Source organism: Mesorhizobium sp. M0816 (genome assembly GCF_040320005.1).
Taxonomy (GTDB): Bacteria; Pseudomonadota; Alphaproteobacteria; order Rhizobiales; family Rhizobiaceae; genus Mesorhizobium.
This window is the reverse complement of record NZ_JAMYOT010000009.1, coordinates 149352-160627: the sequence shown is the minus strand read 5'-3', so window position 1 is coordinate 160627 and position 11276 is coordinate 149352. Positions and strand designations below refer to the sequence as shown.

Here is an 11276-nt window from a genome sequence, read left to right as displayed (position 1 = left end):
CCGCGTAAAAGCCGGCACCGAACGGGATAGTTTTCGATGCGCGGCCTTTTGATGGCGCCTTCTGCCTTCGACATCCCCGGCCCCAATGCGAACCATTGGGCCGGGCGCGTCGCTGCGTCTCCTCGTTCCAGCAAAATCACGTTCTTGCTCAAAAAAACCGGCAAAACGACCACCAAAACGGTCTGATTCCCTTGGCCTAACCACCCTCTCCCGGGTCCGGCCCGGGGGTTGAACCCGCATCGGCCGGCGGGTTTTCTCCAGAAAACGAGCGGAGAGGGACAGGAGATTTCGATGAGTTTCAAGGTTGCGATCGTCGGCGCCACGGGCAATGTGGGCCGGGAAATGCTCAACATACTCGAAGAGCGCGGCTTTCCGGTGAGCGAGGTGGTGGCGCTGGCCTCGCGGCGCAGCCAGGGCACGGAAGTGTCGTTCGGCGACCGCACGCTGAAGGTCAGAGCGCTCGACCAATATGATTTTTCAGATACCGACATCTGCATCATGTCGGCCGGCGGCAACGTCTCCAAGGAATGGTCGCCGAAGATCGGCAAGCAGGGCTGCGTCGTCATCGACAATTCGTCGGCCTTCCGCTACGACCAGGACGTGCCGCTGATCGTTCCGGAAGTGAACCCGGATGCGATCTCGCTGTTCACGCGCAAGAACATCATTGCCAACCCGAACTGCTCGACGGCGCAGCTGGTCGTGGCGCTGAAGCCGCTGCATGACGCGGCCACCATCAAGCGCGTCGTCGTCGCCACCTACCAGTCGGTCTCCGGCGCCGGCAAGGAAGGCATGGACGAATTGTTCACGCAGACGCGCGCGGTGTTTGTCGCCGACCAGGTCGACGTCAAGAAGTTCACCAAGCGTATCGCCTTCAACGTCATCCCGCATATCGACGTCTTCCTCGACGACGGCTTCACCAAGGAAGAGTGGAAGATGGTGGCCGAGACCAAGAAGATGCTCGACCCGAAGATCAAGCTGACGGCGACCTGCGTGCGCGTGCCGGTGTTCATCGGCCATTCGGAAGCGGTCAACATCGAGTTCGAGAAGCCGATCACCGCCGATGAGGCGCGCGAGATCCTGCGCGAGGCGCCGGGCTGCCAGGTCATCGACAAGCGCGAGGACGGCGGCTACATCACGCCGCTGGAATCGGCCGGCGAGGACGCCACCTTCATCTCGCGCATCCGCGAGGATTCGACCATCGACAACGGCCTGTCGATGTGGATCGTCTCCGACAATCTGCGCAAGGGCGCGGCACTCAATGCGGTGCAGATCGCCGAGCTGCTGGTCGAGCGCGGGCTGATCCAGCCGAAGAAGAAGGCGGCATAGTTCGCTCACGGCCGTATCGCCGCTAGCGCGGCTGGCCTCCGCGGGGGCGCCGGACGACCGGCGGCCTGCGGTCGCAGGCTCGGCCTTCGGCCGCGATTTTTGCTCAGCTTGCTTTTCCGCTCACGGCCGTATCGCTGCTGTCGCGGCTGGCCCTCCGCGGGGGCGCCGGACGACCGGCGGCCTGCGGTCGCAGGCTCGGCCTTCGGCGGTTGTTTCGCTCACGGCCGTATCGCCGCTACGCGGCTGGCCTCCGCGGGGGCGCCGGAAGGCCGGCGGCCCGCAGTCGCGGGCTCGGCCTTCGGCCGTTAGCGCCCTTCTCCCCGTTCACAGGGAGAGAAGGTGCCGGCAGGCGGATGAGGGGCACAGGCGTCTCAAATAGGCAGCAAGGCGACGGCGTCACAGCCGGTTCTCCTCCGCTAGGTCCAACAGCAACTCCAGCGCCTCCTCCGCCCAGTCGGCGGGCACGAACAGATGATCGTGGTAGAAGGCCGAGACCGGATTGACGCCGATGCCGGCGGTGGCCAGCCGCGCGGTGATGGCGGCGAGGAAGCCGACCGCTTCCAGCGACGAATGGATGTTCAGCGTCAGCATCCGGCAGCGGAACACGGTTTTCAGTCCAGCGGCCTTGGCATGGTCTTCAAGCACGATCAGCGTCGTGCCCTCGCGCTCGCGAAATAGCATCACCGGGTGGAGCCTGTCGGGAACGGGCGCATCGGGTGGCAACGTGGTGAAGACATGAACGCCGGCAAGCAATTCCGGCGTCATTGCCGCCAGCAACTGTTTCAGGTCGGTCTCTCCGGCCATCGGTTGCTTTCGTTGTGCGATCAGGCGGTGGTTGCCGTCGAGCGCTCGGAAGACACCTCTACGGTTTTCAATAACGCCCTCCACCTCACCCCGCAAGGTGGACTTGGCCAGGTTCGTTGCTGACTGAACTTGCACATCCAAGGTCGCCGTCCCCCGGAGCCGAAAAAGAGCTGGAGGCGTGTCGGATCGCCGTCATGGGCCGCGTCCTTGGTTCGAGCTGGCGAAGGAGCCAGTGCTCACAACGACCGGAGGGAACATCAATGACCATGTCTCAGGCAGCACCCGTCTCACCGCGTGCCCTGTGGGCCGGCCGCGTGCTCAGCGCCGTCATCGTGCTGTTCATGATCTTCGACGGCGTCATCAAGCTACCGCCGCTCGAAATCGTCACCCAGACCATGGTGCAGCTCGGCTGGCCGGCCGATGCCAATGTCTCGCGCATGCTCGGCACCATTGGATTGGTCTCGACAGCGCTTTACGCGCTGCCACGCACCTCGGTGCTCGGCGCCATCCTGCTCACCGCCTATCTCGGCGGCGCAGTCGCCACGCATGTGCGTATCGGCAGCCCTTTGTTCTCGCACATACTGTTCGGCGTCTATCTCGGCGCCGTCCTCTGGGGTGGCCTGTATCTGCGCGATCCAAGGGTGCGCGCGTTGTTCCCGTTCAGCCAATAGCGGCGATTTCGAAAGCCGTTCGATGGTGGCCACGCCGCCAGAGCGGGCGCGGTCTGCCGCCGCCTTTCTACTCTTTGGATCAAATTGAGCGCCGCCGGGCGGCAGCCGATCTTCTTCTTTGGATCAAATCGCCTGGTTGCGAGTTAGGGGGTGCAGCGGCGAGGACGGCACCCTGTTGGAGAGGAACGACAATGAAAAAGGTGATGATCTTGATGGCCTTGCTGGTCCCGCTCGGTGCCTGCTCCCGTACTGAGCAAGGCGCGGCAGTTGGTGGCCTGGGCGGTGCGGCGGTCGGCGCTGCTGTGGCCGGCAACCCGACCAAGGGCGCGGTGATCGGCGGTGCGGCCGGCGCTTTGGCCGGTGCACTGATCGGCCGTGCCAGCGAAAGCGGCCAATGCCGTTATCGCGATCGTAACGGTCGTGTCTACGTTGCGAGTTGCCCGGAAGGCTATTGATCGGGCCGCATCATATGGATGCAATAGCAAAACGGCGGGCAGGGCCCGCCGTTTCGTGGTTGTGGAGATGATTTATTCGGCGGTCGCGGCCTCGGCCGGCGCTGCTGCAGCGGCGGCAACAGCGGCTGCCGCATCTTCCTGCGCCTTCTTCAGCAGCGCTGCGCGCTCCTGCGCCTTCTTGCCGGGCTCGGCCTTTTTCGGGTTGGCGCGCGCTTCGCGCTTGGCGAGGCCGGCCTCGTCGAGGAAGCGCAGCACGCGGTCGGTCGGCTGGGCGCCGTGCGACAGCCAATGCTTGACACGCTCGGCGTCGACCTTGACGCGTTCGCCGTCCTTGGGCAGCAGCGGATTCCACGAGCCGAGCGACTCGATGAAACGGCCGTCGCGCGGCGAACGCGCGTCGGCGACGACGACATGGTAATAGGGACGCTTCTTCGAGCCCGCACGGGCCAATCGGATTTTCAGTGGCATTTCTTTTCTCCTAAAAGCTCTGATTTGGTTGATCGGTTGGTGGCTGGTCCTCAGCCGGTTTTCGCTACGCCGTTGGATGCGGCGATCTGCTCGTGATGGCGGATCACTTCGCGGACGACGAAGTTCAGGAATTTCTCCGCGAAATCCGGGTCGAGATGGGCGTCCTTCGCCAGTTGGCGAAGACGGGCGATCTGCTCCTGCTCGCGCGCCGGGTCGGCAGGCGGCAGGCCATGTTCCGCCTTCAGCACGCCGACTGCCTTGGTGCAGCGGAAGCGCTCGGCCAGCATGTGGATCAGCGCCGCGTCGATATTGTCGATCGAGGCGCGATAATTGGCCAGCGCCGCACGCGCGTCCGCCATGTCCTTCTCTTCGTTCATGGCGCCCTCACTTCTTCTTGCCGAGGCCAGGCAGCCCGCCACCGCCCGGCAGGCCGGGAAGTTTCATGCCGCCGGGCAGCCCGGGCAGGCCACCGCCACCGGGAAGACCACCGGGCAGGCCCTTCATGCCGCCGAGCCCGGCCGCCTGCGCCTGCTTCTGCAAGGCGTCGAGCTGCTTGGGGTCCATCTTGGAGAGATCCGGCATGCCGCCGCCCATCATGCCGCCTGCGCCGCCAGGCATCATGCCGCCGAGCCCCATCTTGGAAGCGAGGCCGCCCATCATGCCGCGCATCAGGCCGCCGCCTTTGCCCTTGCCGCCCATCGCCTTCATCATGTCGGCCATGCCGCGATGCATCTTCAACAGTTTGTTGATTTCGGCCGCGTCAGTACCCGAGCCGGCGGCGATGCGCTTCTTGCGCGAGTGCTTCAGAATATCGGGGTTGGCGCGCTCGGCCTTGGTCATCGACGAGATGATGGCGAGCTGGCGACCGAACATCTTGTCGTCGAGCCCGGCGGCGGCCATCTGGTCCTTCATCTTGCCCATGCCGGGCATCATGCCCATGATGCCACCCATGCCACCCATTTTCGACATTTGCTGAAGCTGGCCGGCGAGGTCGTTCAGGTCGAACTTGCCCGACTGCATCTTCCTGGCCATCGCCGCGGCCTGTTCGGCGTCGATGTTCTCGGCCGCCTTTTCGACGAGGCTGACGATGTCGCCCATGCCGAGGATGCGGTCGGCGATGCGCTTGGGGTGGAATTCCTCCAGCGCGTCCATTTTTTCGCCGGTGCCGATCAGCTTGATCGGCTTACCGGTGACGGCGCGCATCGAGAGCGCCGCACCACCGCGGCCGTCGCCGTCCATGCGGGTCAGCACGAGGCCGGTGATGCCGACGCGCTCGTCGAAGCTTTTTGCCAGATTGACGGCGTCCTGGCCGGTCAGCGAATCGGCGACCAGCAGGATCTCGTGCGGCGACGACATCTTCTTGATGTCGGCCATCTCGACCATCAACGGCTCGTCGATATGGGTGCGGCCGGCGGTGTCGAGGATGACGACGTCATGGCCGCCGAGCTTGGCCGCCTGCACGGCGCGGCGGGCGATATCGACCGGCGTCTGGCCGGCGACGATCGGCAATGTGGCGACCTTGACCTGCTCGCCGAGCTGGCGGAGCTGCTCTTGCGCGGCGGGACGCCGCGTGTCGAGCGAGGCCATCAAGACTTTCTTGTTTTGACGGTCGGCGAGGCGCCTGGCGATCTTGGCCGAGGTCGTCGTCTTGCCGGAACCCTGCAAGCCGACCATCATGATGACGACCGGAGCCGGTGCATTGAGGTCGATGGCGACGCCCTCGGCGCCGAGCATCTCGACCAGCTCGTCATGGACGATCTTGACGACCATCTGGCCGGGCTTGATCGACTTGACCACGGCGGCGCCGACGGCCTTCTCGCGCACCTTGTCGGTGAAGGAACGCACCACTTCCAGCGCCACGTCGGCCTCAAGCAACGCACGGCGCACCTCGCGCAGCGCCGCCGAGACATCAGCCTCCGACAAGGCGCCGCGGCCGGTGAGGCCGTTCAGGATCGAACCAAGACGTTCCTGTAGCGATTCAAACATTCTTTTTCCTTTTCCCTGGCACCCGGATGATGCCCGAGAGGTAATGCGTTCGCGCCAACTGTCCAAGCAAAAGCCGGTCTGGGCAAAGCCCAAAGCCAAAAAGCACCCGGGGGCGCACAGCGCTGCCGGGTGTTGGCCTCCGGGATCGATTTACAGCACTTCACCTCAAAGAGGTTTCGGCGTCCCGGTCGGTTTGCTCGGAGGAATACTCGTCGCGGAATTCGCGGCGTGTAGACAGGAAATCGGCCGCAGAGTCAAGCTTTGGTCAAGCTTTGCGTCAAATAGCTCAGGACGACCAGGCAATGCACATCAGCGCACGCTGCCGGCGCGCGCCATATCCGGCTCGACCTTCAGCGGTGAGCGCGGATGTAAAAGCAGCAGAACGGTCAACAGGCTACTGACGATGCCGATCGAAGCGATGAGGACGGCGTCTGAAGTCGTCCAGCCGGCGGCTTCGAGCGGCTTGGCGTTGAACAGGGCGAAGGAATTATAGCTTTGCTGGTGCGAAATCAGCAGGAAGCCGGTCAGATTGTTGCCGAGATGGGCGCCAAAGCCGGCACCGAGATTGCCGGTGGCATAGACCAGAAGCGTCAGCAGCAGCGCAAAGGCGGCGATCGAGGCCAGCACGCAGGCATTGATGGCAGCGCTCGAACCTGGGCTCCAGTGCAGGGAGGTGAACAGCAATCCCGGCAGCAGCGCCCAGATGAAAGGGTTCCGGAACCGGCTGGCCAGGCCCCTGAGCAGATAACCGCGAAACAGCATCTCCTCCGACGAGGTCTGCAGAAAGGTCAGGGCGGCGATCGGGATCAGGAACGAAAGCCACGCGGACAGGCCGATCGCGCCGCGGGCGATGTCGGGCTGCAAACCATAAAGCAGGATCTCGGAAAGCAGCGAGGTGATCAGCACCGCGGTCAGTCCTTTCAGGAACCCCGACCAAGAAATGCGCCGGCTGACGCCAATCAGGGCTGTCAGCTTCTCGCGATGGATCCAGCGCATGGCAGCCCAAAGGCCGAGCCAGATTCCGGCAAATGAAGCCAGCGCCGCGAGGATGCCCGCAGGAGAGGCCATGAAATCCTGCACCGCTCCTCCACTTGGCGGGGCGGTGCCAGACGATGCCTGCCAAACAGCAAAGGCATAGGTGCCGCCGAACAGCACGGCGGCAGTGGTTCCGAGCCAGAACAGTATGACGACCACCGCTCCAAGCAGAAGCCGCGGCAAAGTGGTCTTGTTGTTGGCGGTGTGCCGGTACTGTTGGAAGGCGGTGGGGTCGATCGTCACGCGGGCTCGCTGGCTGGTGCTTCGGCTCGCAAGATCTAGAACATCGGCCCCAATGTGGAAACCGGTATTGCATCGGCAATGCCGGCCTGTGGCGATATCGAGGTTTGTGAGCGGCCGCCGCCACTGCAGGGCGACCGCCCTGTTTGTATCGTCAGCGCACGACGTACATGATGCGCCTTGTGTCCGGATCGATCAGCGCCGGCTGACCGTTCACGTAGACGTAGCGGTAGTCATAGTCCGGAATCTCGCGTAGCTCGACGGTGTCGGGCAACGTCGCGCCCGTGACCACCTCGCCCTCGAGATAGACCGGATCGAGCCGATGCGTACGGACATAGGTACGGATCTCGGCCGGCGGTCTCCGGATAGGCTCGATCGCCTCGCCGGCGACGATTGCTCCGGTATAGCTGTCGGAATACTCGACGCTATCGGCGGGCGGCGTCACGACGGCAATGTCGGCGCTGGCCGGACGCTGTGTCAGGACCACACGGCTGCCGCCGAAATCGGCCGTCACATAGTCGGAATAGACCCAGCCCTGGCCGTTAGCCTCGGCGATAGTGCACCATTTGCTGTTGGCGATGCAGCCGTCGAGCGTCGCCGACTGGCCGGCCGCGAGCACGCCGATCACCGGATATTGCGGGCCGGGGCCGGCGCGTACATTGAGATCAGTGATGGCCGAGACGGCGGTGTCGGCCAATGCAGAGCCCGACATCGCTATGAGCGCTCCGACCACCGCCGGAAACAATATGCGTTTCATGGTCTTCTCTCCGTTTCACAGTCCCTTGGCACGGAAAACGAAGCAAAGCCGCATGCGTTCCGGCTAAAAGGCTTCGGCCGGCTCACGATTTGTTCCAGTCGTTTTCGGCAGGTCGGTCAAAAGCTCGTGAACAAAAGCAAGTTTTTGCGCCGCCACGTCCGAGATGACGAAGGGATAGAGATCGGGCAGGCCCATGCAGCGGTTGATCGAGTTGGACGCCTCCGACAGCACCAGCCAGCGGTCGAGAATCCTTTCGAAAGGCTCTGGCCTGGAGGCGGGTTCCGATGGTGCCGGCTGCAGCTTGCCGCCGGTATCGGCGCGCGGCAGCTCGTTGGCTTCAACGGTTTCCAGCCGGCCGAGCGGGAAATTCAGGGCATGCACCATCTCCAGCGTGTCGGTGATGTGCATGTGATGCGCCCATGTCTCGGCCCAGTCCTCCCATGGGTGCGACGTCGCATAGGCCGAGATATGGCGCTGCTGCCAGTCGGGCGGCGCGCCATCGGCATAATAGGTCTTCAGCGCCTGTTCGTAGCCGGCGCGCTCGTCGCCGAACAAAGCGCGAAAACCGGCAAGCTTTTGCGAATCGTCGCGGATCAGGCGGTCCCAGTAATAATGGCCGAGCTCATGGCGGAAATGGCCGAGCAGCGTGCGGTAGTTCTCGCCCATCTCGACGCGCCGCCGTTCGCGCTCTGCCGAATCCGCCTCGGCGACGTTGAGCGTGATCCGGCCGTTGTCATGACCGGTCAGGATACGTTCGCCGCCCGGACCGCCGCCGATCGGATCGGCAAGAAAATCGAAAGCGAGACCGATCTCGTCGCCAACTTCCTGCTTGGGTGCGACCGGCAGGCCGAAGGCGAGCAGCGAATAGACGGCACGCTTCTTTGCCGCCTCGACACGGATCCAGCGGCGGCGGTTGCCGTCGACCGACAGATCCGGGATCAACTGGTTCAGCGCACAGGCGCGGCAGAAGGCGTGGCCGGGCTCCGCCATCCAGTTGCAGGCGCATTCGTCGGCATTGGTGCAATGGAAGACGTCGGCGCCGGACAGCGCGAAGCGTGCATGCTCGGGATCGTAGAGCACGAGGCTGGCGCAGTTCAGGCATTGCGCGTTCTCGAAATAGAGACGGTGGCCGCAATGCGGGCAGTCGAAAAGCTTCATTGGCGTCTCAAATCATTCGAAATGCGGAGGACGATACGAGCAGGAGAACGCCAAACGCCTGTCAGCTGCCCACGTTCCTGCCGGCCGATGCTATTTTGCCGCAAGCTGGGCGACGACCTCCTTGGCCACTGCCTCGCCCGACAATCTGGCGCCGCCGCAGGTCTGCATCAGCGGACCGGCCAAATGCTCGCCGGCGAAGAAGATCTTTTCCGCCACGGGCTGCATCAGCGTGGCGCGCGCTTGCGAGCGGCCGGGCCGCGCCGCCGCATAGGCGCCGCGCACGAACCGCTCAGCGCCCCAATTGGTCATCATTGCGCGTCCGACATGCTTTCGTATGTCGCCGCCAAAGATGCCGCAGAGCCGGTCGACGACGAAGTCGATGCCAGCCGCCTCGCCCGCCGCCGACATCTCCCAAGCGAAATCGCCGCCGACGAAACCGACCATCAAATCGAGGTCGAAGGGAAAGCAGAGGAAGTAGATGTCGTGCCGGGCCAACCGCTCGATCAGCAAATCGTCGAACGGCTCCAGGCCGAGTCTTGTACCGGATATTTCGACCGGCAGCTTGGTCAGCATGCCCATCGGCAGGTCGAAGAAGGCGGCGAAATGCGCATCGGGGAGTGCAGGCGAGAACGCAATCTCCTCGAAGGCGAGCACTGCCGGGGAGGCAGTGACGATGACCGCCTTGGCGCAGATGGTACCGCGATCGGTGACGCAGGCTACGCCCGGCCCATCCCAGACGATCTTGCGCACCGGGGTCGACAGTTCCACTGGCACATCGGCACCGAAGCGGGCAACCAGCGTACCGAAGCCTTCCCTGGTGAAATAGTTCGGATCGAGATCGGCGGCGGCCTGAAAGTCGCGGATCGATATCTCGTCCTCGTCGGCGCCGAAATCCATCGGCCCGGCGAAGGTTGCGGCGGCGCGCGGCGCGTGTCCCTTGGCGAGCAATGCCGAAAGGCGGTCGTCGTCGCCTTCCCTCACCTGATGTGCCGCCACCAGTTCGAACAGCCTTGCGTCGGCCACCTTCATCGCCGCCTCCTCGGCTTCGCTTGCCTTTCGCTCACGGTAATAGAGATGATCGACATTCATGTCGTGGTGATGAAGCGTCCAGGCAGCGGCCTTCGCCTCGGGAAAGTAGGGATTGCGGTCCGCGGCATGCAGCCAGGCGCAGCCGATGTCGAACGGCACGCCGAAATGCTGGTCGCTGGTCCAGGCGCGGCCGCCAATGCGGTTCACCGCTTCCAACAATTTGAAGGAAAAACCGGCAGCGCGCAGGGTCTTGGAAGCCGAAAGCCCGGCTGAACCGGCGCCGATGATCACGACATCAACGTCTTCCATGCTTATTCTGTCCCCGCCACAATAATTACTTGATCGTAGGCAAATTCCCGGGCGTCCGCCAGTGTGGTGGATTTGAGGTTCCTGCTGTATTGAGTGCATCGGCGTGGCGCCGGGGCAGTGACAAGCAGGTGTTTCGCAGGCAAGTTCGCAATTGGGAACGTGATTCAGGCAACCAGGAGAGCAGCATGGCATTTCTTGCCAAGGGGAAGATGTTTGTAGTGGCCACGGTGGTGGCGGTGCTTGCGCTGGCGACGGGCGCGCAGGCGACGGCCAGCTGTGGCAAGAACGGCGCCGGCTTCGAGGCATGGAAACCGGAGTTCGCCGCGGAGGCGAAGGCCGACGGTGTCGGCTCGAAGGGTCTGGCCGCTCTGGCTCGCGCAACCTATGCGACAAAGACGATCTCCGTCGACCGCGCCATCCATAAGGCTTTCAGCGGCTCGGTGGAAGCTTTCATGAAGCGCCGTGGCGCGTCCGCGATCATTGCCAGGGGCCGTGCGCTGAAGAAGGCCAATGCTGCGCTGTTCGACAAGATCGAACGGAATTACGGCGTGTCGCCGGGCGTGTTGCTCGCCATCTGGGGCATGGAGACCGGCTTCGGTTCCGCCATGGGCAGCCAGAATACGGTCTCCGCCATTTTAACGCTGGCCTATGACTGTCGCCGTCCGGAGTTCTTCTACCCGCATGCCATTGCGGCCCTGAAGCTGGTTGATCGCGGAGCGTTGAGCGCCTCGTCGGTCGGTGCCGCGCATGGCGAGATCGGCCACACGCAGTTCCTGCCCGGAAATGTTTTGACGTATGGTGTCGGAAACAAAAATCTGCGCGACAAGAGCACTGCGTTGGCTTCCACCGCCAACTTCCTCAAGAGTCATGGTTGGCGGGCCGGCGCGAGCGCGCAGGCGAATATGGGCGCAATCGCTGGCTGGAATTCCGCGAGCGTCTATCAACAGGCCATCGCCCGCATGGCCACAGCGATCGATGCCGACTGACAGGACATAAACGCAAAAATGACTGGTCTCGGTTGGAAGCGCGAGGCGAGCA

General features: G+C 63.7%; 13 protein-coding genes. 5 read left to right on the top strand and 8 right to left on the bottom strand.

Going from position 1 to position 11276, the window contains the following annotated elements; genetic code table 11:
• Nucleotides 1–36: 36 nt before the first annotated feature.
• The gene (locus NKI17_RS16420; RefSeq protein WP_023680534.1) at nucleotides 37–186 is read left to right on the top strand and encodes a hypothetical protein; all 150 of its coding nucleotides are present in this window, start codon (nucleotides 37–39) and stop codon (nucleotides 184–186) included.
• A gap of 105 nt (nucleotides 187–291) precedes the next feature.
• Entirely contained in the window at nucleotides 292–1326 is a 1035-nt protein-coding gene (locus NKI17_RS16415; RefSeq protein WP_023680535.1) for an aspartate-semialdehyde dehydrogenase, read from the top strand.
• Nucleotides 1327–1722: 396 nt separating this feature from the next.
• On the opposite strand, the gene NKI17_RS16410 is transcribed toward NKI17_RS16415, so the two are convergent.
• Nucleotides 1723–2130 (bottom strand): ACT domain-containing protein, encoded by a 408-nt coding sequence (locus NKI17_RS16410; RefSeq protein WP_352906338.1) that lies wholly within the window; start codon nucleotides 2128–2130, stop codon nucleotides 1723–1725.
• A gap of 260 nt (nucleotides 2131–2390) precedes the next feature.
• Here NKI17_RS16410 and NKI17_RS16405 point away from each other — a divergent pair, with 260 nt between their 5' ends.
• Together NKI17_RS16405 and NKI17_RS16400 are read left to right on the top strand one after the other, a co-directional pair.
• Nucleotides 2391–2801: a DoxX family protein gene (locus tag NKI17_RS16405; RefSeq protein WP_023680735.1), complete on the top strand. Its 411-nt coding sequence runs from the start codon at nucleotides 2391–2393 to the stop codon at nucleotides 2799–2801.
• A gap of 191 nt (nucleotides 2802–2992) precedes the next feature.
• Entirely contained in the window at nucleotides 2993–3256 is a 264-nt protein-coding gene (locus NKI17_RS16400) for a YMGG-like glycine zipper-containing protein (RefSeq protein ID WP_023680734.1), read from the top strand.
• Between the two features lie 72 nt (nucleotides 3257–3328).
• Here NKI17_RS16400 and rpsP read toward each other — a convergent pair whose 3' ends face one another.
• From rpsP to NKI17_RS16365, 7 genes are all read right to left on the bottom strand, one after another.
• Nucleotides 3329–3724 carry a 30S ribosomal protein S16 gene (gene rpsP, locus NKI17_RS16395; protein ID WP_352906337.1) on the bottom strand — a complete coding sequence of 132 codons (396 nt, stop codon included), beginning with the start codon at nucleotides 3722–3724 and terminating at the stop codon, nucleotides 3329–3331.
• 50 nt (nucleotides 3725–3774) lie between these two features.
• Nucleotides 3775–4101 carry a chorismate mutase gene (locus NKI17_RS16390; protein WP_352450211.1) on the bottom strand — a complete coding sequence of 109 codons (327 nt, stop codon included), beginning with the start codon at nucleotides 4099–4101 and terminating at the stop codon, nucleotides 3775–3777.
• A 7-nt stretch (nucleotides 4102–4108) separates the two neighbouring features.
• Nucleotides 4109–5710 carry a signal recognition particle protein gene (ffh, locus tag NKI17_RS16385; RefSeq protein ID WP_352624822.1) on the bottom strand — a complete coding sequence of 534 codons (1602 nt, stop codon included), beginning with the start codon at nucleotides 5708–5710 and terminating at the stop codon, nucleotides 4109–4111.
• A 309-nt stretch (nucleotides 5711–6019) separates the two neighbouring features.
• Complete coding sequence (locus NKI17_RS16380; protein ID WP_352906336.1) at nucleotides 6020–6988, bottom strand: CPBP family intramembrane glutamic endopeptidase; 969 nt, start codon at nucleotides 6986–6988, stop codon at nucleotides 6020–6022.
• 151 nt (nucleotides 6989–7139) lie between these two features.
• Nucleotides 7140–7742: a DUF1236 domain-containing protein gene (locus NKI17_RS16375; RefSeq protein ID WP_352906335.1), complete on the bottom strand. Its 603-nt coding sequence runs from the start codon at nucleotides 7740–7742 to the stop codon at nucleotides 7140–7142.
• Between the two features lie 63 nt (nucleotides 7743–7805).
• Complete coding sequence (locus NKI17_RS16370) at nucleotides 7806–8900, bottom strand: zinc-binding metallopeptidase family protein (RefSeq protein WP_023680728.1); 1095 nt, start codon at nucleotides 8898–8900, stop codon at nucleotides 7806–7808.
• A gap of 90 nt (nucleotides 8901–8990) precedes the next feature.
• Nucleotides 8991–10238 carry a flavin monoamine oxidase family protein gene (locus NKI17_RS16365; protein ID WP_023680727.1) on the bottom strand — a complete coding sequence of 416 codons (1248 nt, stop codon included), beginning with the start codon at nucleotides 10236–10238 and terminating at the stop codon, nucleotides 8991–8993.
• 185 nt (nucleotides 10239–10423) lie between these two features.
• On the opposite strand from NKI17_RS16365, the gene NKI17_RS16360 reads away from it, so the two are divergent.
• A complete protein-coding gene (locus NKI17_RS16360; protein ID WP_352906401.1) occupies nucleotides 10424–11224 on the top strand; it encodes a lytic murein transglycosylase in 801 nt (266 codons plus the stop codon).
• Nucleotides 11225–11276: the final 52 nt, after the last annotated feature.

Excerpts from the sequence above, each read along its gene's own strand:
- NKI17_RS16360 (WP_352906401.1), top strand. The coding sequence starts at position 10,424 with ATGGCATTTCTTGCCAAGGGGAAGATGTTTGTAGTGGCCACGGTGGTG.
- NKI17_RS16410 (WP_352906338.1), bottom strand. The coding sequence starts at position 2,130 with ATGGCCGGAGAGACCGACCTGAAACAGTTGCTGGCGGCAATGACGCCG.
- NKI17_RS16375 (WP_352906335.1), bottom strand. The coding sequence starts at position 7,742 with ATGAAACGCATATTGTTTCCGGCGGTGGTCGGAGCGCTCATAGCGATG.
- NKI17_RS16370 (WP_023680728.1), bottom strand. The coding sequence starts at position 8,900 with ATGAAGCTTTTCGACTGCCCGCATTGCGGCCACCGTCTCTATTTCGAG.
- NKI17_RS16365 (WP_023680727.1), bottom strand. The coding sequence starts at position 10,238 with ATGGAAGACGTTGATGTCGTGATCATCGGCGCCGGTTCAGCCGGGCTT.
- NKI17_RS16405 (WP_023680735.1), top strand. The coding sequence starts at position 2,391 with ATGACCATGTCTCAGGCAGCACCCGTCTCACCGCGTGCCCTGTGGGCC.
- NKI17_RS16400 (WP_023680734.1), top strand. The coding sequence starts at position 2,993 with ATGAAAAAGGTGATGATCTTGATGGCCTTGCTGGTCCCGCTCGGTGCC.
- NKI17_RS16420 (WP_023680534.1), top strand. The coding sequence starts at position 37 with ATGCGCGGCCTTTTGATGGCGCCTTCTGCCTTCGACATCCCCGGCCCC.
- NKI17_RS16415 (WP_023680535.1), top strand. The coding sequence starts at position 292 with ATGAGTTTCAAGGTTGCGATCGTCGGCGCCACGGGCAATGTGGGCCGG.
- NKI17_RS16390 (WP_352450211.1), bottom strand. The coding sequence starts at position 4,101 with ATGAACGAAGAGAAGGACATGGCGGACGCGCGTGCGGCGCTGGCCAAT.
- ffh (WP_352624822.1), bottom strand. The coding sequence starts at position 5,710 with ATGTTTGAATCGCTACAGGAACGTCTTGGTTCGATCCTGAACGGCCTC.
- rpsP (WP_352906337.1), bottom strand. The coding sequence starts at position 3,724 with ATGCCACTGAAAATCCGATTGGCCCGTGCGGGCTCGAAGAAGCGTCCC.